This window comes from Kosmotoga arenicorallina S304, assembly GCF_001636545.1.
GTDB lineage: Bacteria > Thermotogota > Thermotogae > Petrotogales > Kosmotogaceae > Kosmotoga_B > Kosmotoga_B arenicorallina.
In genome coordinates, this window is sequence record NZ_JFHK01000002.1 from 242,453 (window position 1) to 265,826 (window position 23,374).

Annotated in this window: 20 protein-coding genes; 9 read left to right on the forward strand and 11 right to left on the reverse strand. The window is 42.0% G+C overall.

Features of this window, described 5'->3' with window-relative positions:
* Window positions 1-12 precede the first annotated feature (12 nt).
* From AT15_RS01410 to AT15_RS01450, 9 genes are all read left to right on the forward strand, one after another.
* A complete protein-coding gene (locus tag AT15_RS01410) occupies window positions 13-696 on the forward strand; it encodes a tyrosine-protein phosphatase (RefSeq protein ID WP_068345595.1) in 684 nt (227 codons plus the stop codon).
* 1 nt (window position 697) lies between these two features.
* Entirely contained in the window at window positions 698-2,944 is a 2,247-nt protein-coding gene (locus AT15_RS01415; protein ID WP_068345597.1) for a GumC family protein, read from the forward strand.
* On the forward strand, window positions 2,941-3,684 hold the full coding sequence (locus tag AT15_RS01420) for a ZIP family metal transporter (RefSeq protein WP_068345600.1): 744 nt from the start codon (window positions 2,941-2,943) through the stop codon (window positions 3,682-3,684). The genes AT15_RS01415 and AT15_RS01420 overlap by 4 nt, the downstream gene beginning before the upstream one ends.
* Window positions 3,685-3,696: 12 nt before the next feature.
* Window positions 3,697-6,474: an O-antigen ligase family protein gene (locus AT15_RS01425; RefSeq protein WP_068345602.1), complete on the forward strand. Its 2,778-nt coding sequence runs from the start codon at window positions 3,697-3,699 to the stop codon at window positions 6,472-6,474.
* Window positions 6,475-6,539: 65 nt separating this feature from the next.
* Entirely contained in the window at window positions 6,540-8,459 is a 1,920-nt protein-coding gene (metG, locus tag AT15_RS01430; protein WP_068345603.1) for a methionine--tRNA ligase, read from the forward strand.
* A 25-nt stretch (window positions 8,460-8,484) separates the two neighbouring features.
* Complete coding sequence (gyrA, locus tag AT15_RS01435) at window positions 8,485-10,911, forward strand: DNA gyrase subunit A (RefSeq protein WP_068345606.1); 2,427 nt, start codon at window positions 8,485-8,487, stop codon at window positions 10,909-10,911.
* A gap of 16 nt (window positions 10,912-10,927) precedes the next feature.
* Window positions 10,928-11,554, forward strand: a complete 627-nt coding sequence (gene lexA / locus AT15_RS01440) for a transcriptional repressor LexA (RefSeq protein WP_068345608.1) — start codon at window positions 10,928-10,930, stop codon at window positions 11,552-11,554.
* A gap of 18 nt (window positions 11,555-11,572) precedes the next feature.
* The gene (gene rpiB / locus AT15_RS01445) at window positions 11,573-12,031 is read left to right on the forward strand and encodes a ribose 5-phosphate isomerase B (protein ID WP_068345610.1); all 459 of its coding nucleotides are present in this window, start codon (window positions 11,573-11,575) and stop codon (window positions 12,029-12,031) included.
* Window positions 12,028-12,996, forward strand: a complete 969-nt coding sequence (locus tag AT15_RS01450; RefSeq protein WP_068345611.1) for a histone deacetylase family protein — start codon at window positions 12,028-12,030, stop codon at window positions 12,994-12,996. Before rpiB ends, AT15_RS01450 begins: the two co-directional genes overlap by 4 nt.
* A gap of 38 nt (window positions 12,997-13,034) precedes the next feature.
* On the opposite strand, the gene AT15_RS01455 is transcribed toward AT15_RS01450, so the two are convergent.
* From AT15_RS01455 to AT15_RS01505, 11 genes are read right to left on the reverse strand one after another with little or no spacing between them, the layout of a single operon-like run.
* The gene (locus tag AT15_RS01455; protein ID WP_068345613.1) at window positions 13,035-15,542 is read right to left on the reverse strand and encodes a BamA/OMP85 family outer membrane protein; all 2,508 of its coding nucleotides are present in this window, start codon (window positions 15,540-15,542) and stop codon (window positions 13,035-13,037) included.
* Between the two features lie 45 nt (window positions 15,543-15,587).
* On the reverse strand, window positions 15,588-16,133 hold the full coding sequence (locus AT15_RS01460) for an ATP-binding protein (protein WP_068345615.1): 546 nt from the start codon (window positions 16,131-16,133) through the stop codon (window positions 15,588-15,590).
* Window positions 16,124-16,852: a PHP domain-containing protein gene (locus AT15_RS01465; RefSeq protein ID WP_235598469.1), complete on the reverse strand. Its 729-nt coding sequence runs from the start codon at window positions 16,850-16,852 to the stop codon at window positions 16,124-16,126. Before AT15_RS01465 ends, AT15_RS01460 begins: the two co-directional genes overlap by 10 nt.
* Window positions 16,853-16,866: 14 nt before the next feature.
* On the reverse strand, window positions 16,867-17,199 hold the full coding sequence (locus AT15_RS01470) for an iron-sulfur binding hydrogenase (RefSeq protein ID WP_068345617.1): 333 nt from the start codon (window positions 17,197-17,199) through the stop codon (window positions 16,867-16,869).
* 4 nt (window positions 17,200-17,203) lie between these two features.
* Window positions 17,204-18,157: a CBS domain-containing protein gene (locus tag AT15_RS01475; protein ID WP_068345619.1), complete on the reverse strand. Its 954-nt coding sequence runs from the start codon at window positions 18,155-18,157 to the stop codon at window positions 17,204-17,206.
* A 2-nt stretch (window positions 18,158-18,159) separates the two neighbouring features.
* Window positions 18,160-18,522, reverse strand: coding sequence for a hypothetical protein (locus AT15_RS01480; RefSeq protein ID WP_068345621.1), 363 nt, complete (start codon window positions 18,520-18,522; stop codon window positions 18,160-18,162).
* Window positions 18,523-18,526: 4 nt separating this feature from the next.
* A complete protein-coding gene (gene thyX / locus AT15_RS01485) occupies window positions 18,527-19,216 on the reverse strand; it encodes an FAD-dependent thymidylate synthase (protein ID WP_068345755.1) in 690 nt (229 codons plus the stop codon).
* 19 nt (window positions 19,217-19,235) lie between these two features.
* Window positions 19,236-20,396, reverse strand: coding sequence for a tetratricopeptide repeat protein (locus AT15_RS01490; RefSeq protein WP_068345623.1), 1,161 nt, complete (start codon window positions 20,394-20,396; stop codon window positions 19,236-19,238).
* The gene (locus tag AT15_RS01495; RefSeq protein WP_068345624.1) at window positions 20,389-21,180 is read right to left on the reverse strand and encodes a type I phosphomannose isomerase catalytic subunit; all 792 of its coding nucleotides are present in this window, start codon (window positions 21,178-21,180) and stop codon (window positions 20,389-20,391) included. Before AT15_RS01495 ends, AT15_RS01490 begins: the two co-directional genes overlap by 8 nt.
* Window positions 21,177-22,487: a methylenetetrahydrofolate--tRNA-(uracil(54)-C(5))-methyltransferase (FADH(2)-oxidizing) TrmFO gene (gene trmFO / locus AT15_RS01500; protein WP_068345626.1), complete on the reverse strand. Its 1,311-nt coding sequence runs from the start codon at window positions 22,485-22,487 to the stop codon at window positions 21,177-21,179. Before trmFO ends, AT15_RS01495 begins: the two co-directional genes overlap by 4 nt.
* The gene (locus AT15_RS01505; RefSeq protein WP_068345628.1) at window positions 22,484-23,374 is read right to left on the reverse strand and encodes a DNA-3-methyladenine glycosylase family protein; all 891 of its coding nucleotides are present in this window, start codon (window positions 23,372-23,374) and stop codon (window positions 22,484-22,486) included. The genes trmFO and AT15_RS01505 overlap by 4 nt, the downstream gene beginning before the upstream one ends.

Genomic DNA, 23,374 nt, shown 5'->3' on the forward strand with positions numbered 1-23,374 from the left:
GGAGTGGTTAGAGTGAACATCGATTTTCACTGCCACCTTTTGCCCGGGGTTGATGATGGATGCAAGACTCTTGAAGAGAGCCTTCAAATTGTCGGCGAAATGAAAAACAGGGGTGTAGAAAAATTGGTTCTCACACCCCATCTTTACTCTCCAAAGGTGCCAACGGACATAAACAGGATAAAGGACACCTTTGAGAAAACCCGCGAGCATTTTAATGAAATGGGCGTAGATGTTGAACTTGGTGCGGAGATTTTTCTGCTTGAAAAGCTCTCTTCGAAGCCCTTGCTTCCTCTTGGAGATTCAAAATATCTTTTGATAGAGTTACCGGATTTTGAACCGGCTTATCTCTTCGAAGAATTGCTTGAGCTTCAGAAAAAAGATTTTTATATCGTGCTTGCACACGTTGAGCGCTATGTCTATTTATTCAAAGATGACTTTTCCAAAAGAAGCTTTTTTGGAAATAAATTCGTCCAAACAAAACTGCTTAAGTTAAAGGATATGGGCGTGTTTTTCCAGGTCAACTGGAACAGCTTAATCCGTAAAGAAAAAAGAGCACAATACCTGCTTAAAAACGGTTTCCTGGATTTTATTTCAAGTGATAAGCACAGTTTGAAGGATGGCAGGGATATAATTGATTTCAGAAGCAAATTTATTGAGAGCTTAAAGGTTGACGAACCAGTTTTTGGAGGTGCATGAAATGGATAACCCCACTGACTTCGAAAGATCCGAATACACTGAACTTACTCTTGAAGACATATTTAGAATGTTCAGAAAACATCGCCTTCTATTTGTGGGCGTGATAATTGCCGCTGTCGCCCTGACAGGGTTGTATCTGTTTTTTGCGACACCGATTTTTGAAGCAAGCGTAACAGTCAAAGTCGAGCCTACTTCAAAGTCATCGATGAGCGACATATTCATGGATCAGGTAACGGGCAGCTATTCTTCAAAGGATATTTCCACCGAGGTGGAATTGATAAAAAGCAGGAGCAATTTCGAAAAAGTCATAGCCGATCTCGGCCTTGTTGACAGAATGATTGAACCCGAGGTAAAAAGCAAAATGCTTCAGGAAGGTTATACTGAAGAAGATATCATAGATTCCCTTGCGAAAACCCTTTCAGATATCGTCACCGTGTCCCCTGTAAAGGACACGAGGATTGTGAAAATTTCCGTTCAGCATGCAAACCCTGAACTCGCCACGGATATCGCAAACAAGCTTGCGGAAGTATACAACGAAAAACTCGCTGACCTTTCCAAACGCGACGTGAGAACAAAGAGGGAATTTATCGAATCCCAGATTCCCATTATCGAAGCGGATTTGAGAAAGGCAACAGATGCTTTGAAAGAATTCAAGGAGACTTACAAAATTTATGTACTTGAAGAGCACGCAAGGTCTCTCTTGCAAATACTGTCGAAATACGACCAGCAGTACAACGATCTCAGCCTTCAATTGAACGAAAAACAAGCTGAAAAGGATGCCTACTTACAGTTACTCAAAGAATTCGAGAGTTCTGAAGCGGAAGCAAGGGTGAGCAAATGGATCAAAACCTCTGAAAGCTTTACAAACCCTGTAATTGCACAATTAAAGAGCAAAAGAGCTGACCTCGAAATAGAACTGGCAGCCTTAAAACAGCAGTATCCTACCACAGACCCCAAAGTACAGGCGAAATTAACGGAGATAGCCAAAACCGACGAACTCATCAAGAAGGAAACCGAGAATTTCATTCGCACCGGTGAAAGCCAGACATTGAACCCGGCTTATGAGGAGGCTCTTATCAATTATATCGGCAGTACGTCTAGCATTCAGGTACTTGAATCTCGATTGCAGGCTGTTGAAAAAATAAAGCAAGGCTACGAAAAGCAACTCGCACAGCTTCCCGAACTGGAGCAAAGGCTTTTAGAACTTCAAAGGCAGGTAACTGTGAAAGAAAATCTATACACCCTTATGCTGGAAAAACTCGAAGAAGCAAAAATCAGCGAAGCCGCTGTGGTTGGAAACGCAGCTGTGGTGGATTACGCAAAACCACCAAGAATTCCGGTGAAACCAAATAAAAAGCTCTCGCTTGCAATTGGTGGCGTTCTTGGCATTTTCCTGGGCATGCTTACTGTATTCCTCGTCGAATACACGGACAAAACCCTGAAATCTGAGGAAGAGATAGAAAGGTATAGTGGACTCAATGTAATAGGTAGAATACCTGAAATCGAAGATCTTACAGAAAATGAAGACGAATTGTATGTGCGCTCACATCCAACAGCACCTCAATCTGAAGCAATAAAGCTCGCTGCAAGCAACATATCATTTCTTATAGGCGATGAAAAGAAAGCTATCGCAATGACCTCCGTGAGCCCCAGCGAGGGAAAATCCTTTGTGGCTGCAAATACCGCTTTTTACCTGGCGTCAAGTGGTTATAAAACTATATTGATCGATCTTGACTTGAGACGGCCCAGAGTGGAAAAGATTCTTAAACTCGACAGTAAAAAAACCGATGGGAAAGGAATAACAGATCTCATAAAGGGTGAAGTTGATCTGAATCAGGTTATAGTAAAAAATTACGATGAGAACCTCGATGTGATACCGGTAGGCAGCAGAGCGACGAACCCCACTTTGCTTCTTTCATCAAAGACTCTTGAAGCGATTCTCGACCAACTCAAAGAGCGATACGACAGAATAGTAGTGGACACTCCGCCTGCTCTTGTAACATCAGACGTTTCCTTAATTGCAAGCAAATTAGATGGAATAGTTCTGGTGGTAAAACCTGGAATTGCACTTAAAGATGGATTGAGGATTACCATTAACAATCTACGAACCGTTGGAGCTCCATTGCTCGGGGTGCTGGTAAACGGCGTTAATCAGCATACCTCCGGCTATTATCATTACTACTATTATTACTATGGAGAAAAAGGCAAAAAGAAAAAGAGAGGGCATAAGGAGGAGCAGCAAGTATGAATCCTGCTCTGAAGGGAATTCTATACAGCTCTATAGCAGGAATGGCCACCGCACTGGGTGGCATACCTTTTCTTTTATGGCGCAGGGAAGTCAGCAGAAAAACCCTTGATGTACTGCTTGGATTCGCCGCTGGAGTGATGCTTGCTGCCACCGCTTTCAGCCTGGTGGTACCTTCTATAAATCTCGGAGGCCCGCTGCAATTTATTGTGGGATTTACGCTGGGTGCTGTATTTGTGCATATAATGGACAAATTCACACCCCATGAACATTTGATAAAAGGGTATGAAGGGCCGTTATCCCATTCAAAAATGGCAAAAATATGGTTGTTCGTCATAGCCATTGCCATTCACAATTTCCCGGAGGGGATGGCAGTCGGTGTAGGTGCCTTCACAAAGGAAGCAATTGTCATAGCAGTGGCAATAGGTGTTCAGAATATTCCCGAAGGTACAGCAGTCGCGGCGAGCCTTACCGGAGCAGGTTATAAAAGAGGCAGAACGTTCTGGATAACCTTTTTGACAGGAGCCATTGAAATTATTGGAGGGTTGATAGGAGCTTTGCTCATAGCTATTGCCCGACCTTTGTTGCCCTATGCCATGGCCTTCGCAGGAGGAGCAATGCTCTATGTAATAAGCGACGAAATAATTCCCGAAACTCATAGCGGAGGTTTTGAATTGCTTTCAACATATGCTCTTGTTATCGGATTTGTCGTTATGACTTTGCTGGATAATCTGTTGGGATAGAGGTGGATTATAGTGAAAGAGAGTAAGCCAAGAATTATCGATGCCGAACTGGTAATATACCTTCTCCTGTTACTTGTTGTGCCACTTTTTTTGGTCAAAGGCTTCACCCATGAACCCTCAACGGGAAAACACCTGATATATGCAGTGGGCTTTTTTATCATTCTGCTATTGAATGTATTGAGAAAAAAAGAAATCAGGTTTAATTACAATTATGTCCATCTATCCGCATTGGGATTTGGTGCTGCAGCAGTTGCATCGTTGCTTTCTGTTTGGATCGATAATCCCCAGTATTTGCGCTATTCTATGGATGTCGCCCTCTTTACCCTTTTTGTCCCGTTAACCGGTATTTATCTGTCCAACAAGATGAATACAAGAACGAAAATAGAGTTGAGTATGCTCTTTTTCATAATCGGAGCAACAGTTGTGGCAATTGATGCTATGCTGAATTATTATGCTGGTTATGACCTCTTTCTTGGAAAAATTGGAGAACCCTTTACAAGGGCTTCAGCAAGGTCTACAATAGGAAATCCAAATTTTGTTTCTGATTACATGGGCATGGCGCTCCCTATGGTCTTTTATTTCATAGCAAGTGCCAGGCCTCTTCAAAAACTCTTCGGGAAAGCGTTATGGAAGCAAATCCTTTTGAAAAGCTCCATGCTTGTTTTCATGATTCCCATGATTTCGGCGATATTTATAGCGGAAACCCGAACCGTGATAACAGGGATTTTTGTGGGAAATGTACTCTTTGTTAGCCTATACCTTTTCTTGAGAAGGCGCCTTGAGCAGAATTCTCAGGACAAAAGCGAGAAAAAAATAGTTCTGCTTTTTGTGCTGTTGGCAATAGTTATTATTGCCGTTATGAGTTACCTTTATTTGACACCTTCTGCCTTAACAGGAGGGGGAAAACTCAGTGTAACGAAAAGGCTTGAATACGCCCTTACTTCGTCAGGGTCATGGAAAGAAAGATTTTCCGCATGGCTGAATTCTGTATACCAGTGGACAGAACCCGAAAATAAATTAAGGCTGTTCATCGGCAGCGGTATCGGCACTTTCCAGCTTTATCATTTGCTCTACACTCCATATGTGATAGCGGACCATCCAGAATATTCCGCAGTATGGAATAACTTCAAAAGGACACATAATGACTATCTTCAATCTCTTAGTGAAACCGGACTGCTGGGATTTGTAATGATATTGCTGCTCATGATCTTTTTGGTAGGCACTTATTTCAAAAGGCTTTTCAGAATAAGAGATAGAGCTGATCTTTTGCTTTATGGAGCGATTGGTGCCGGGATATTCTCCCTGGCCCTGCACAGTATGTTTGAGTTCCCATTACACATGCAGCCTAATCTCATGGGAGGCGTATTTTTGCTTTCTCTTGCTGTCGGTAACTATTTCAACGACAAACAGAAGGAAATGAGAATTGGCAAAATTCTTCCCGGAATAATCATAATTGCTTTCTTCGCTGTAATAACGCCTTTGAAAGCAACTGCCTATATGGGAGAAGGATTTTTCAGAATGGGGCAGAGAGATCAGCAATATTACTATGCTTACTTGAAAGAATATTCCAAAGTCGATATTGACACTATAAACAAAGCCCAATACGATCTGGAGCATTTTACAGGTAATTATGCATACCTGAAAAATCTCGCCGAGTATTTCAGCGTAAGAGGGAACGAACTGAGAAGAAAATATCCAAACCTCTCTTCTCTTCAGTTAAGCATGAAAGCAGAAGAAGAGCGAAAAAAGGAAATTGAATATATAAGAAACCAGCTTCTTGAGTATCTGGAACAGGTGAAACTGCTGAAAAGCAAAACCCGCGAGTATTACACCAGCGCTGTGAACAATTTCAGGAATTCTTTCAGCATCTATCCTGTCTTCGGAAAACCCCTGTGGTATCTGGGTGGCTTTGGTGTGAAACCTGAAAGACTTTCCCTGGAAGGCTATTCTCTGGAAGATAAGATAAAGACTATGGTTGGCGAAGATCCATATGCAGATATGATCGTGAATGAGTTCAAAGGTAATACAAACATAATACCCTTGCCGGAAAAAGAAATAAGAACAATCCCCTTCAAGGCATTTTTTGAGAATTACGGAAGTGCCATTTCCGAAGAAATATCTTTACAGATAAATCTTGATCTTTTAGTGCAAATACAGATGACTCTGGACGCTATTGATTATTATGAAGCTTCCATGATCTTTTTCAGCGAAAGACAGACACCAAAAATTGTGGGGAGTTTATATGAACAGCTCTATAAAAATCTTAAAGCATACCTTATTGCAATGCCGCAAGAGGTAAATAACATAAACATCAGCGAACTGCGTTCCCTTGTTGAAAAACTCAAGGATTACACTTCGAGAATGTCCCTTTACTATTATGATCTCGCTGTGACATTGTTGCCAGGAACATGGAGCAGGTATCCAGACTGGGAAAACATTTATGCACAGTACATGGAGGCGGTTGTTACCACTCAGGATCAACCCGAAGAAGCAACCAAAATGCTCATCGATATCGCAAGAAAACATGCCTTTATTAGCAAGGCAATGTGGGAAGGCGGAAGGTATGGAATACCTGATGATACCCTTGAAATCTGTCTCGAATATGCACGGGAAAATCTTATTGAAAATGTAACCCTGTATAGAAGTTTTATGGAAAAAGTCTTAATGGCTTACAAAGATATAAAAGTGCTAATCGCTGATAAAATAGAAACAATGACATCTGATAAATTGAAAAATCGCATGGAGAATTTCCTGCAAATTTATGATGCTATAAACTCCAGCATCGAGTGAAAACTCAAAAGATTATACGATTGTATACATATAAAATGTTATAATTAATTACTGGAGGTGTGCCGATGAAAGGTACGTTTTACGTTACCACGCCGATTTATTACATAAACTCTGAACCTCATATTGGCTCAGCATATACGACAATTGTGGCTGACGTTGTCGCGAGGTATAAAAGGCTCGACGGTTATGATGTCTTTTTTCTGACCGGTACTGATGAACACGGGCAAAAAGTTCTTCAAGCAGCTGAAGCAAGAGGTATGTCACCCCAGCAATTTTGTGATGAACTTGCTGGAAAATTCAAGAAACTATGGGAAGAGCTAAAAATAACTAATAACTATTTTGTTCGCACAACTGATGAAACTCACATGAAAACGGTTCAGTACTTTATCGATAAAATGAAGGGAAATGGCGATATTTATAAAGGCCAATATGAAGGCTGGTACTGCGTCCCCTGCGAAACTTTCTGGACCGAAGAAGATGTTGGAAGTGAAAGAATCTGTCCCTCCTGTGGAAGAGAAGTAAAGAAAGTCAAAGAGGAAAATTATTTTTTCAGGCTTTCGAAATACAATGATGCTCTTTTGAAGCTTTTCAAGGAAAATCCCGAATTTGTTCAGCCAGATTTCAGGCGCAATGAAATGCTGAAAATTCTTGAGGATGGCTTAAGAGATCTCAGCATAACAAGAACCTCATTCAAATGGGGAGTTCCCATGCCCGATGACCCTGAACATGTGATATACGTTTGGGTTGACGCTTTAATTAACTACATAAGCGCTATTGGTTATCCCCATGATATGGAAAAGTTTGAAAAATACTGGCCAGCAGATGTACACCTGATAGGAAAGGAAATCAACCGTTTTCATTCGCTGATATGGCCAGCGATGCTCATGTCAGCAGGACTTCCCCTTCCAAAACAGATATTTGCCCATGGCTGGTTAACGGTAAATGGTCAAAAGATTTCAAAATCTCTTGGTAACGCAATAGATCCAAGGGAATTCGTCAAGACATACGGAAATGACGCTGTTCGATATTACCTGCTGAAAGATATTCAATTCGGACGTGATGGAGATTTTTCAGAAGAAAATCTCATTACTCGCATCAATGCCGATCTGGCGAATGACCTGGGAAATCTACTCCACAGAACACAGGCAATGATCAAAAAATTCAACGAAGACACCATTCCTGAACCCGGTGAAACGGATTCCGTGGATGAAAACCTCATTGCCCTTGCAAAGAAAACCATTACAGTTTACAGAGAGCATATGGATAAGCTGAAATTCACACAGGCTCTCGAAGCTATATGGGAACTCGTAAAACACGCAAATAAATACATAGACCTTACAGAACCGTGGAAACTGGGGAAACTTCCAGAAAAGAAAAGCCGCTTGAACACCGTTCTCTACAATCTTGCGGAGGTATTAAGACTAGTTTCGCTAATGATAGCACCCATTACGCCTGATACATCGAATGAAATCCTTAAACGCCTAGGAACAGATGTAGCGAAAGATTTCGAATCCCTTGAATGGGGGAGGATTGAGATAGGCTCAGAATTAGTACACGGCTTACCTTTGTTTCCAAGAATCGACCCGAAAGAACATCGCTGGGTTTCAAAAGCTTTTGAAGGTGTCACTAATGAAAAAGCACAGGCCGAAGAATCTGACAATCTTATAGAAATTGGTGATTTCGCTCGGGTAGAGTTGAGAGTAGGTAAGATCCTGGAAGCTGAAAAGATAAATAAGTCCAAGAAGCTGCTAAAGCTTCAAATGGATCTTGGAGACCTCGGAAGAAGGCAGATAGTGGCTGGCATAGCTCAGCATTACGAGCCTGAAGAACTCATTGGGCTTAAAGTAGTTGTTGTCACAAACTTGAAACCTGTCAAGCTGATGGGTGAAGAATCGAAAGGCATGCTGCTTGCAGCAAAGGATGGAAAAAAATTGACCGTATTAACAGTTCAACGCGACATAGAACCCGGAGCTAAGATATCCTGAGTCGAGATTTGAGAGGAGGTTTCGAATGCCAGAAAACATAATACCAAAACCAATCAATGATGAGATGATAGATGCCTACATGCTCTATTCCATGAGTGTTATAGTGGGTAGGGCTATCCCCGATGTAAGAGACGGTTTAAAGCCTGTTCAGCGAAGAATCCTTTATGGGATGCTAGCGCTTGGACTCAGGCACAATCAGTCCTTTAAAAAGAGTGCAAGAATTGTCGGTGAAGTAATGGGTAAATTTCACCCTCACGGCGATATGGCTATTTACGACACCCTTGTTCGTATGGCTCAGCCTTTTTCAATGCGCTATCCGCTTATTGACGGTCAGGGAAACTTTGGCTCTATAGATAGAGATCCCCCTGCAGCAATGCGTTACACGGAAGCCAGATTGAAAAACATAGCCGAAGAAATGCTTCAGGATATTGATAAGAACACCGTTGACATGATGCCGAATTTTGATGGCTCACTCGAAGAACCTGTGGTTCTGCCATCTCGCATACCAAACTTGCTCATGAACGGTGCTTCCGGAATAGCGGTCGGGATGATGACCAATATCCCTCCTCACAATTTAAGGGAATTGGTTGCCGCTATTGATGCTCTTATTGATGACCCCGAGATTGCCAACGAAGAGCTTCTAAACTACGTAAAGGGTCCTGATTTCCCAACAGGTGGAATAATCATGGACAAAGACGGCATGCGCAAGATATACACCGAGGGAAAAGGCCGTTTTGTTATACGGGGCGTTGCCGAAATCCAGGAAGTCAGAGGAAACCTGTGCATTGTGATAACGGAAATCCCCTATTCAGTTTCAAAAGCTGATTTGATAGAGCAGATGGCAGCCGCTGCTCAGAGTCACAGGGACATTCAGATAAGGAACATACGCGATGAGTCAGATAAAAGAGGGTTAAGGGTTGTTGTTGAACTGAAGCGAGGTGCAGATCCTAATGTGGTTCTAAATCTTCTTTACAAGCATACATCCCTGCAGGTGTCCTATACCGCCCAGATGCTTGTTATAGACGAGAAAAAACGCCCGAAAGTGATGACCCTGAAAGAATTGTTAAAATCTTTTGTAAACCACAGGTTTGAGGTTATCACAAGGCGTACGGAATACGATCTTGAACAGGATTCAAAACGCGCACATATAGTTGAAGGTCTTACAAAGGCTACGAGGTCTATCGACACAGTTGTTGACATCATAAGAAATTCACCAGATACCCAGCAAGCCATTAAAAATCTCATAGAAACTCTTGATGTAAGCGAGACTCAAGCTCAGGCTATTCTCGATATGCGTCTCGGAAAATTAACCTCTCTGGAAATCGACAAGCTGATAAAGGAATACAGCGAACTCGTCTCACGAATTGAAGCTTACAGAAAAATCCTTTCCGACCCAAAGAATATTTATGGAATAATTAAAGAAGAGCTTGAGGAAATCAACGCAAAATATGGCGATGAAAGGAAAACAAAGATCACCAATGACATATCAGGTGATTTCAATGTGGAAGATGTAATACCAGACGATGATATTGTGGTCGCTGTAACCCACAAAGGATATATAAAATCCACACCTCTGGAAAGCTATCGAATGCAAGGCCGTGGAGGCAAAGGGGTTCGTGGAATAAAAACCAAAAATGAGGATTTCGTGACCAACATACTCACTACGACTCGCCTTAGCAAAACTGTGATTATCACTTCAAAGGGAAAAGCTTACCTTATTAACAATCATCAGCTCGATTATTCCTCGCGCGATTCAAGGGGAAAGCTTCTTGCTAATTACGTCAAAATCGATCCCGATGAAACGGTTCAGGCTGTTCTCTCAGCGCGCAAAGAAAATATCGAAGAAAAAGCCTTGATCATCACTACAAGAAAAGGGAAAATCAAGAGAACGCCCTTTGCTGCTTTTGCGAATTCCAGGATTTCCGGTATAAAGGCAATTACCCTGAACGAAGGCGATGAAGTTGTGAGTGCCATGATAAGCGAAAATGAAGACGATACTGTACTCATATCAACATCAATGGGTATGGTGATCAGGTTCCCGGTATCTCAAATAAGGCCCATGGGAAGAAGCGCAGCTGGCGTTATAGGGATAAAGCTGCGGGGAAATGATACGGTGGTGTCAAGCAACGTAGTGACAGCCAATGATCAGCGCTATCTTTTCACAGCAACAGAATGGGGTGTGGGAAAGAGAACGCCACTCAGTGAATATCGCCCGCAAAACCGCGGTGGAATGGGATTGAAAAATTTATATGGCATCGACAGAATTGGAACGGTAATCGACGCACTTGTGGTAACAGACGAAGACGAACTAATTGTCATCACAAAGGCAGGAATGTCAATAAGAATCCCTGTATCGCAAATAAGACCAACCCGGAGAATAACCAAAGGTGTGAAAATAGTTGAATTGAAAGAAGATGACAGTGTTGCCAGCATGGCTGTTATAGCTGACTGAGTTAGGGGGTGAGAGAGTGACACTCACAGAACGTCAAAGGGAGATATTGGAGTACATTGAGAATTTCATCAAACTAAATGGATATCCACCCAGCATAAGGGACATATGCAATGATTTTGGCATTGCTTCACCGCGGGGAGTTGCAAAACACCTTGAAGCCCTTGAAAAGAAAGGTTATATTGAACGCACAGGTGTTTCAAGAGGCATCAGGGTGATCAAGCAAGCTGATGGGAAGCTGACCACAGATGAAAACGACGTCGTGATGCTCCCGGTAGTGGGGACGATAGCTGCTGGAGAAGCAATTCAAGCGATAGAAAACAGAGAAGATTCCATCCCTGTACCGATGTGGATGATACGTCGGGGATTTGAGTATTACATACTGAAAGTAACAGGAAACAGCATGATAGACTCCCACATAATGAATGGAGACCACGTGGTCATAAGAAGGCAGGATTGGGCAAATAACGGCGATATAGTGGTAGCACTTATTGATGGAGAAAATGCTACACTGAAAAAATACGAGAACAACGGCCCGAAAGTCAGACTTATTCCATCTAATCCCGATATGCTTCCCATTGTAGTAGAGGCGAATAGAGTCAGGATTCAAGGAAAACTTGTCGGTTTGCTTAGGTGGTATAGATAACATACAGGAGTGAAAACAATGAAGATAGCCATTGCATCAGATCATGCGGGATATTTCCTCAAACAGGATTTGATTCCTTATTTAAAGGAACTCGGGCATGATGTGAAGGATTTAGGAACTGACTCGGAAAATTCTGTGGATTATCCCGATTTTGCAAAAAAATTAGCTGAAGAGATCAAAACCGGAACTCAGGATCGTGGAATACTGATCTGCGGCACCGGCATTGGAATGTCAATTGCGGCTAACAGATATAAAGGCGTTAGGGCAGCATTGTGTCTAATTCCCGAAATGGCCGAATTATCGAGAAAACATAACGATGCCAATGTCCTCGTGCTTGCAGGTAGGCTTATGGGAGTGGAATTGGCTCGATGGGTGGTGAAAAAATTTCTTGATACGGATTTTGAAGGCGGTCGCCATGCCAGAAGGGTCCTAAAAATTGAAGAAGACCCGATGAAACAAGGTGGAAAGCATAGATGAAAATTTTTTATGATAGGCGACATCTCTTACATTCACCCCAAAAAGAGATTGACAACGGTGAGTGGGTTGAAAATCCTGAAAAGCCACTGAGAATAGAAGCTATCCGTGAGCGGATGGAAAGCCTTTTTGGTTATGCAATCCAGGAGAGCAAATATCATTTTGATTCTTACATATATCTCGTCCATGAACCTGAATACGTTGATTGGTTAAAAAGGAAATCAGGAGAGATTGAAGCTGGAAAGGAATATTTCCCCGAAGTCTTTGGATACGACAAAGTCTTTGACACAGGGACACCCATCACGAGAAACAGTTACAACATCTCACTAACCGCTGTTGCAACAACCCTATCAGCTGCTGACTCCATTTTAGATGGTGAGAATGTTGCTTATGCTTTATGCAGACCTCCGGGCCATCATGCGACACGTTCTCTGGCAGGTGGCTACTGCTATTTCAACAACGCCGCTATCGCTGCTCGCTATTATCAAAAATACACACAGGGTTATGTGGCAATACTCGATCTGGATTTTCATCATGGAAATGGCACTCAGGAGATCTTCTACACTGATTCAACCGTGCTTTACGTGTCAATACACGGTTCGCCTGAAAAGTATTATCCCTGGATAAGCGGGCACAGCTGGGAAATAGGCGAAGACGAAGGACTCGGGTATAATTTCAATTTTCCTCTGGACGGTGATATAACAGGTTCTGATTATCTTAGAACACTTGAAAAAGCCCTCGTGGAAGTGGAGACCTTTGATCCTGATCTCCTGATAGTTTCACTGGGTTTTGATACCCATACTGAAGACCCTATGGGGTATTTTTCCCTTGTAGATAGTGATTTTTTCATGATAGGAAAACAGCTGTCCGGACTGGATCTGCCTTTGTTGATCGTGCAGGAAGGCGGTTACAATGCCGATGCGAATGGAAGAGCGGCTGTGAATTTTTTCAGCGGCATGCTGAAATAATCAACGGAATAAAAAGCGGGGCTAATACCCCGCTTTTTTTAAAATGCAGGTCCAAAACCAAAGAAGAAAGTTCCCCAATATGGTTCGCTTTCCTTTGCGTGGAGATACGAATTGTATCCATATCCCAACCTCACTACCCCTATCATGGGAATCGATATATCCAGGCTCAAACCGAAATCAATTACGCTATCTTCACCTATAAAATCCGCCAGATTCGGAGTGTCACGATAAAATACTGCATCGGCAAAGGCGGTTATATCAACAGGAATGGATCCATTGCTAATCGGGAATCTTATCTGAAGTGATCCGGCTGTTATGCCATAAGACTTCTGGCCAAGAATTGATGAAGTCTTTACCCTTATATAGTAATCTGGTGAAAGAAGGTATTTTTCATAAACACCTTCATCATTGTTGAAGGGCAAGAGCTGTTCAGCACCCAAACGTATACCGATAACAGGGCCCGTCACTGGCTGAGTGAATTCTTCTTTACCTCCAAGCTTGATAAATCTCTTGTATTCCGTTCTGAGTCCGAGAAATTCCTGCTCATAGTCTCCGAGCAAACCCCTCACATAAGCATTTGCTGCGAGCTCTGTTCCTAAATTAGGTCTTATCAGGTCATCCCTGGTTGAGTAATTGTAGTTAACAGAAAGGTACAGACCGTCAAAACCTGTGATCACGGTTGCGCTTGTAGAACTGGAGGTTGTTTCCGTTGAGACACTTGATTCCTTTGAAATGAATTCAAAGCCAGTGGAAAAACCGATCCTGGAGGCGGGAGAAATTCTATATTTAGGTGAGAAAGCGAAGCTGACCTCTGCATATTTTGAGGAGATGGTGGTTGTGGTAGCATCACTTGCATTCGCCTGTTCCGTTATTTCCGTTTTACCATAATAATTAAAAGCTGCTGAGGTCGATAAATCCCAGTTTGACCCTCCAGCTTTTGGGAGTGAATAACTCAGCGTTATATTATAAGTTGGAGAACTGGTGGTCGTGGTTGTAGCTCCAAGACTTTCATCGTACTCTTGCTGCTTGTTTTTCTTCAACGGTATGTTAACCGTGAGTTTGGTGGCAATATCCTGACCATAGCCAAAGGGGTTCAATATACCAACATCGAGATTGAGGTTTATACCATTTTGCCAGCCACCGCCCCCCATGAACTTGCCGTTTCTGTCCTTTTCTTTAAGCATTACGGTTATATCAAGCGCATCCTTGCTGACGGGGACCGGGTTTATGGTAACCGTTTCAAAATAGTTGGTGCTGTTCAAAAGGGCATAGGTATTTCTGTAATCATCTAAATTTAACGTTTTTCCCTTTTCGATGACTATTTTATCTTGAATGAGGTAATCGCGAGTTTTCTGCTCTCCATCGAACTCCACATTAATCTCTCTCACCTTTGGCTCGTGAATCTCAAAGGTCAAGAAGCCCCGCTCCTCATCTACTGAAGTAGATATTGAGGTAAAGGGATAGCCGTTATCCTGAAAGAGCTTATAAATAGAATTAACAGCAAGAGCGAGCTCTTCATTGGAAAGCTCCTGCCCTTCCTTTAGGTTTGAAGCCTCCAGAATACGCAATTCGGGCAGGTTTTCATTCCCCTTGATGAAAATCCCATTTATATTGAAAGGCGTTTCTAAATATTCAGCGGGCCTTACATAAAAGCTGATTGTTTTAGAAGGCTCGACACCTTCCGGCACACTGGCTGGTTTAACGCTCTGAAAGGCATTGTTCAAAGTAAGCAACATAAGCTGGTAAACAGCCTTTTGATCCCAGGGGCCTTCCCTGTTCAAAAGATAAGAGCTATAAAGGGCTCTGACCGCATTCACAATATCTTCCTGCTTCGGTACATAATCCTTCTTCTTGTCAAAGAGCCTCATGATAGCTGCTTTATCATGGTATGATTTGAAAGTCTTCAAAGTCAGCACATCTTTCAATGTCTCACTGAAAGTCTGTGAAAAAGTGCCCTTCAATTCTACGTCCCAGAGATAATAAGTCCTTATGATAAACCGCACCTCTATTGGCTCTTCTATTTCTTCATTTATGATTTTGGTTTTGTCCTGTGAGGTTTCCCAGTCGATTTCGTAGAATGGCTCAAAATATCCTTCCTGCTGCAAGGTTGCCGTGAGTTTTTCTTTTGTTCTGGGTATTTCATAAATCAAATTATAGGGCTTCATTGGATAACCGTTTCTGAAGCTTAAAGCAGATGCTTCAAGGGTATCTGTATCGATGAGTTTTGGACCCACATAGCTGAATTTAATTGTTACTGCCGGATATTCTTTCAAAACAAGCTTTAATGTTCCACTGGCTTCATCAAAATCATAACTGGCATCTTTGAAGTAACCGCTTTCAAGCAAGCTGGAAATAGACGCTTCAAGGGTTTCGCGTTCAACCGGTGCCTTTAAGGGGATAGAAAGCATATCCAGGATTTCTCCCCGCGATAAAACTTCATTTCCGGTGACAGATACCTTTTTTATCGTTATGGGTTCAGCAAACACCGATACCAATGCAAGAACAAATAAAAGCACGAAGAGGGGCTTTCTAAAAGTCGTTTTCATCGCCTGTACCTCCCATAAAATCTATTATGCTAAATGGATTTGAAATCATAAAAGGGCCTTTTCCGCTCCGGAAATCAATTCCTGAACCATCTTTATTTTGACTGCATTGATGGCAAAATCGTTCCCTAGAATTTTGATAAAATCCGAACGTGAGAACTCGTAACCTGACTGGTCTTTCTCCCTGCGAATGGTCCAGTAAGTATCTCCGCTCATTTGTATAACTGTAACAAGGGTCTGGGCGAGATCACCAACAGGCTGGCAATCAATGTGAGAAAGCACAAAAGTTGCAGAAACTTCTGTTCCCTGCCCCGACATTGATGAAAGTTTGAAATTTCCGCCCGTTGCTTCTGCTGCCTGTTTGAGAAAGGGCAAACCCAGTCCGAATTTTTTAGCCTTTTCTTTTTCGGTGTAAAAAGGGTCAAGAATCTCCGACATTTTCTCCTTATCAATCCCTTTTCCGTTGTCTGTTATCTTAAAAAAGAAGCGTTTTCCACTCTCTTCGTTAATATGAAGTTCGATTTTGCTTGCACCAGAATCTACAGCATTCTGGTAAATATCCAGAATATGGTCTGATATTGTCCTCAATCCCATAAGAGTTCCACCCTTTTCTGATTTAGGAGGCATTCTTTGAATTCACTGAAATTCCGCCTTTTCGCTTTAAGTCGCATCACTTTCTTCAACTCCTGAGGAGAGTGGGCATCCGATGAATGAATAACACTCATATGCTGTAAATCATTAAATTTGTCAAAGGTATTTTTTTGAGAGATCTCAACAATTTCACTGTTATTTTTTGCGCCGGGAACAAACCCCAGCTGATAAACAATCCCCATTTTCCTTTCAATATGTGAATAAACATAAATGCCACCAAATTCCAGAATGGAATCAATCGCCTTATTTAATTTCAGGCTGGTGGGCTGGCCAAGCCACTTTTCTTCCATCGCCGTAAATTCATCATCTTCATTTACATACAGCTGATATCCAAATTTTTCTGGATCAACTTTTACATCTGGAATAAACTTATACAGCCAGCTTGAATAAGCCTCAGCTGCCTCTATGCTTTCGAAAAACCCGAGAATATGAACATCTTCAACAGTATGAACTTCTATTCCTGGAATGACTTCTATCCCCAAACTTTTTAGTACCTTTGAAAATGTTCTGACATTACCTGCTGAATTATGGTCAGTAATAGAAATCCAATCAATGCCTATTTCTTGAAGCCGTTTTCCTATGACAGCAGGAGTCATGGTGATTTCAGCACAGGGAGAAAGGCAACTGTGTATATGAAAATCCACATAAAAATCTCTTAGCACCAGATCACCCCGGGTTATCTCAAACCCGCTTCAAACAGAGCCAAAGAGGCATGGAAAGAGCTCTTTTCCGTTTCAAGGAGTGTAATGTCATTTTCTTTTGCCTTTTCAATTGTTTCCTCTTCATAAGACAAGCCGTTACAGAGAAGGATAGCTTTTATTCCTGTTATGCTCGCCACGGCCAGAATATTGACATGAGACTGCACGGTCAGCCAGATAGAATCAGCAGGCGCATTCCCCATTACATCCGATAAAAGATCGCCGATATACCCATCTTTAATTTCCTCGTTCAGGTTACTTGCAGTAATTATTCTAAAACCACATCTGTCGATTAATTCTTTCAAGAGCATTCCCTTACCCCCTCTCGCAAAAAATCATCTCAACAACAACGCCTTTTCCCACTTCGGACATGGCAACCATTTTGTCAGAATATCTCCGCATATTAGGCAATCCCATCCCTGCACCAAAACCGAGTTCTCTGATATGATCCGTTGCTGTTGAATATCCTTCTTTCATCGCCTGCTCCACGTTTTCAATTCCTTTTCCGTGGTCTTCGACCCTCACCTTGATACAGTCCTCTTCTATCCAGCAATAAATTGAGCCTTCACTTTCACTGTGTATCACCACATTGACTTCCGCTTCATATGTAGCTATTGCTACGCGTCTTACAAGGGTTTCATCAATTCCCCTCTTTGTAAGAAAAGCCTTCAATTTTGCGGCGCCAGCACCTGCGAGATCTATATCGGTACAATTTATCTGAAAAACGAAATCCGCATAGCTCTTTTTTACATAGTCACCTGTGATCAGGGATTTATCGAACCATTCCGCCTCTTTCTGAAGGATCTGTGAGCGGCGCTCATCGTGGACGTAAATCAAGCGAAACCGTTCGAGAATAGTTCTTATAATGTCTTTCTTGGAAATTACCCCCAGAATTCTGTTATCTTTATCTACAACGGGAAACCTACCAAAATGATAACGGTCAAATTTTGAAATGATTGAGTCAAGGGGTTCATCTGGAGTTAAGCTTACCACCCTTTTTGTCATGTGGCTGGCTATAGGTTCTTTAATTCGGTTCCTTTCCAGAGCCACTATTATATCCTCGATACTAACAATACCAATTAGCTTTTTTTCTTCGTTTACAACCGGAATACCTGAAATCTTTCGTATTTTCATCAACTCTTTAGCCTGCCATAAAGTGCGTCCTGGTGTAAGGGTGATCACATTTTTGTTCATGATTTCAGATGCGGTTATATGGGAAAAATATTTCTGCAGCTTTTGCAGAAGTTCATCTACCCTATCTTCTATCATATTTACGCATCCTCACTTGAAATGGGATCTTTCAAGCCCAATTTGTATAACTCACCACAGGCTTTGAACATGGGCATATTTGAGTGCAGGAGTATAATTCCCAGTTCTTTTGCAAGTTCAACTGTGCTTTCTGGAATTGTTTCTTTGCGAACAATAAGCACTGCGGTAGCTCCGATTACAGATGCAGTCCTCACCGCTTGCGGCGAATTTAGCCCGGTGATCAGAAGCATTCCAGGCTTTCCAAAAGCCAATACATCGCTCATTAAATCCGCAGCGCCTGCATATTTGATTTCAAGCTCATCGAAATTTTCCATTGCACTGAGAATTTTGCAATTTAGCAGTTCGCATATTCTCTTCAACTTCATTAAATCACCTCTCCTGTAACTTTAAGAGATCACCGGTATAGCCATATTTTAGAAAAGCCTCATAGGTCAATGGGCAACATCTTTCAAAAATCTCCGCAATAGCCAGAGCGTATTGTTGCATTTCCCATTGAGCATGAGAATCAGCTCTCAAATTGAGAAAATTCATAAGGCTTCTGATATTTATCGTCCAGTAACACTCAGTGTACATCGATGTGGGAAGGACAATTCTTGCCAGTTCTCTCGCAACGCCCATTTCCAGAAGCCTGTTGTAAGCCTCAAAGGATTTCTCTATAGCCATCTCTATCAAATCAATTGCCTCACCGGTTAATTTTTCATTGCTGGTAATAACAGAACCTTGCTTATTCTTAGAATCAGGTGTTCTTATATGATCAGGGACATACCAGTCTTCTTTGAATTCCGTATAGCGTCCGCTTCTTTCGTTTATGGATGCAATTCTGTGCCTTACAAGCTGCCGCATAACAAATATTGGCAACTTGATGTGAAATTTCATTATTATGTGCTCAAATGGTGAATGATGGCCGTGTTCCATGAGATAATATATAAGCTTTCTATCTCTCTCAGTGGTGGTAAGGCCTTTCCCGTAACTTACCCTTGCCGCTTGAACGGCTGAAAAGTCATCTCCAAAGACTTCCACCAGCCTTACAAAACCTTTGTCAAGAACTCTAATCTCCATTAGATCCATTCTAACCTCCTCAACTCTCTTTTTCTATACGCTCTTCCTGCTTTCTTCGTCGCCTTTTGAAAAAATATTCAACGAAAATCAGGGCAAATACCACCCCTGCTATTAAAGGCAACACCTGTTTGAAGAGAATTCCCAGCACCAGTTTTCTTCTTAAATAATTCAAAGTGGATGCTACCTCTTCATTATATTCTTCCATACCGCTCATTTCCAGATAAAAACGTGCAAGTGTATATTTGTCCCTGTCATCCGATTTCAAATAGGCCAGACCAAGTTTAACCATCGCCGCGCGATTGCTGGAATTGCTCTCAATGGATTTCCGGTAATAGAATAGCGCGGAATCAATATTACCTTCATCCTCTGAAATTTTTCCCAGCTCTTCATAAGCGATGGAAGCGTATTGCTTGGGCAAAGCTGATAAAGATGTGTTTTTCAAAATAATCTCTGCAGTCCCGACCTGTCCGAGCTTTAAGTTCGCATAAGCGGCAAAAAAGTGCGAAAGATCATCGGGTATGTTCATTCTCTGATAATCTTCCAGCAGTTCTTCATACATGCCGAGATTGTATTCTCCCTCTACAACGCTTGCAAGGATAGCATCATCCGGATTCAATGGGAGCACCTTTTTCCGATACTCCTCAAAAACCTCTCTGGATCCAAAACTGGAATGAGAGTGATAGTAAAAAAGAACTTTGTAAGGATAATAAGATTCAGGATATTGTTCAGCCAGTTCCATTGCAAATTTTGTTGCTACTTTTCCTGAATTCGGGTCTTTCGTTTGCATCCAGTCGATAAAATATATTCTGAGTGCAACAGCCTTTGAAAGATTGGAAGTTTTGTCAAAGTCTATAAGGTTAATACTGCTCACGGTTGAAGTGGCCACAAGTGTTTCCACAATATCAGTTGAATATGCGAAATCTTCCGGAAGTTCTTCGATGTTCAGTTGATCGTGATAGTCGAAAAATCTGTCCTTATAATTCCATTCCAGCGTTTCAATATAGGCCAGGCCGTAGCCTATTGCTTTCAAAGCTATATTAGTAGCCCCCACCCCTTCCAGGGAGGAAATTTCGAAGATATAATCCTGGGATAGGAGGAGCTTCACAGCTTCGTCTTCATCAACGGCAAATAACACACAAAAAGCCAGTAAAAGGAAGGTAATCAATATTATTTTATACATATAGATTCCCCATTTCCACGGTTATCCACAGAAAGGGTTTTTGCCGGGAAAAACTGTCATCAATTACGACGAAGAGTTCCGGCCTTTCTTCAATAACAATTGCAAGCCCTGTACCCTCTACACTTTCTGCGGGTGTAATGCTAAAAAAGCCCTGTTCTATTCTTTCATTCATATTTCTCACAATTTTTGGTGACAGTTCTGGTTTTATAGCCTTCCTCGCCTTTTCCACATGCAATTCGCGTCCCCGTCCCCAGTCATATGTCCGATACGTAATATCCGAGGCCTGTTGCACCTCAATTAAGCTTGAATTCGGTCCCAGAGCATGAACAAGACCCGCAGGCAATCCGACAAAGTCCCCGGGTTCAAGTTCGAAATAATTCAGTGTATCCGGCCCGATCACCTCTGGAAGCCTTTTCTCCTTAAAGCCAGCCGCTATTTTTCCGTTAGAAGTAAAATACCAGCATTCTGATTTACCCCAGGGTTCTCCTTCTAGCATTCTGGCAGTTTCGTCATCTGGATGAACCTGCACCGAAAGCCAGTCTGTAGTTGAAATATATTTCACCAAAAGTGGAAATCTCGGTGCCTTGCTTCCGCAAAACACTTCGTTGTATTCTTCTGGATAATGTACTTCAACATCTCTTTTCAGTGGCGTTCTCATCCCTGCAATATCAGAAAGCAACCACACTTCACCAATTGGTTCTATCGAATCGACAGCGTATATTTCGTTCAACTTCCTGTTTCCCCATGGTCTTGGCGAAAATACGGGTTCTGAACGAAGTATCATAATATCCCCTCACTTTTGAGAAATGATTTTAGCGTTTCTATTGCTCGTTCAGCCTTCATAAGCTTTTTTTCGCGCTTTCCTCTTGCCTTTACCCCAGGTAAAAGCCCAAAATTTGCATACATAGGATTTAAAGGCGTATTTCCGGAAATGGTTATATGTTCAATAAGTGCTCCAAGCATGGTTTCGGCAGGAAGAGTTATCGTGTCGCCCGACTTCAAAAGCCTTTCAATGTTCATTGCAACAAAACGACCGCTACTTATCGCCTCCACGTATCCTTCAAGACCTGTTATCTGGCCACAGAAGAACAGGTTATCATATGCCTTAGCTCTGAGATCGGGTTTCAGAAGTTCAGGCGAATTCAGATATGTGTTTCTGTGCATTACACCATAACGAACGAACTCGGCAGAGTGTAAAGCCGGTATCATTCTGAATACACGTCTTTGTTCATTCCATTTCAATCTTGTTTGAAAGCCAACGAGATTATACAACGAACCATTCAGGTTTTCTTTTCGAAGCTGCACTACTGCGTAAGGTTGTTTACCGGTTTTCGGGTCGGTTAGACCCACCGGTTTCATTGGACCAAATCTCAGGGCATCGCGACCAGTTCTTGCGATTTCTTCTACCGGCTGGCAGCGCTCAAAAAGAAGCTTGTCTGAGAAATTCTCGATGGGAGTCACTTCTGCTTCAGTTAAAGCCTTCAAGAAAGCCAGATATTCATCTTGGTTTAAAGGGCAGTTTATATAATCTCCAGACCCCTTACCGTATCTATCCGCTTCAAAGGCAAAATTCATATCTATCGATTCAGAAGTTACAATAGGTGCCACCGCATCAAAGAAAAAAAGGTCTCCTCCAAAGATCGTAGAAAGCCAATTTTCGAACTTAGAAGATGAAAGGGGGCCTGTAGCAATTACCCAAATTGTGTCTTTAGAGTTCAGCTCAAGTTCTGTAACTTCCTTATGTATAACCGTTATATTCGGATTACCTTCAATAAGCTTTGTGACCTCTTCAGAGAACTTTTCTCTGTCGACGGCAAGGGCTTTCCCGGCTGGAACCCTGTGCTTTTTCGCTATTTCAAGTAATTTCGATCCGAGAATAGCCGCCTCAGCTTTCAAAACACCGGAAGCGTTTGAAAGATCCTCCGATTTAAGGGAATTGCTGCACACCAGCTCAGCAAAATTTCCCGTTTTATGAACACCTGTGCTTATTTTTGGCCTCATTTCATAAAGGGTAACTTCATATCCCTTTGACGCAAGTCCGAGGGCTACTTCGGAACCTGCAAGGCCTCCTCCAATAATATTTATTTTCATCGTTTCCCTCTCCCGAATTTTCTTCGATAATACCTGAACAAAAGCTCCTGATAATACCCCGCATAGGGATAAAATTTTTCCATTCCATACTCCATGACTTTCTTTGTGCTTCCTTCGATATTGAAAAGATCTTTCATAACCCTTTTTATCCACACATCAACGGGAAATGAATTGAGTTCAGCATAGCCAAAGAGTGTAACACAACTCGCAACTTTATAACCAATCCCTTTTCGTTTCATAAGTGCTTCCAGTTTTTCGTTAAGAGATAAATTCTCCAATTGCACAAAGAATTCTTCAGAATTGGTGTTTTGAAATAGCTCGTAAAGCCATGGAACTCGAAAGGCGAGTTTTAATTCCTTCAGCTGATTTATTGATAACTTTTTTAGCTGAACCAAATCAGGGAAAGCGTAAAACATCTTCCCGTTAAGACTTATGCGATTTTCCGGAAAAAGTGCAGAAAGCGCATTGGCCATTCTCCTAATAGTTGGAATGTTATTGCGTGTTGAAATGATATACTCCACAGTCATTTCAAAGGGATTCTGTCTTAAAATTCTCAAACCCCTGCCCTCTTCAATAGATTTCAACGAAATGCTTCTGGCAGGTTCGGGAAGGCTTTTTGAAAGCTTTTCCAGTTCAGCTAAGATTTCTTCAAGAGGATCCTCAAACCCAAGATAGTCTTTTAAGCCTACATCGAGATCTTCGCCCAGCAAAGTGTCAGCTGAGGCAATAACTTTAACAATCTTTCCCTCTTGCTTTAAGATCAGTGCAGTATCTCTAACGACTCCCGTCCAGCAATCGTCTTCTTTTGTCCACCGAAAGGTTTGACCGCAATCCAAGGTTGCATCAAGGTCAAAGATTTCAGGAGCTCGAATTTCAAGCTTTACCAT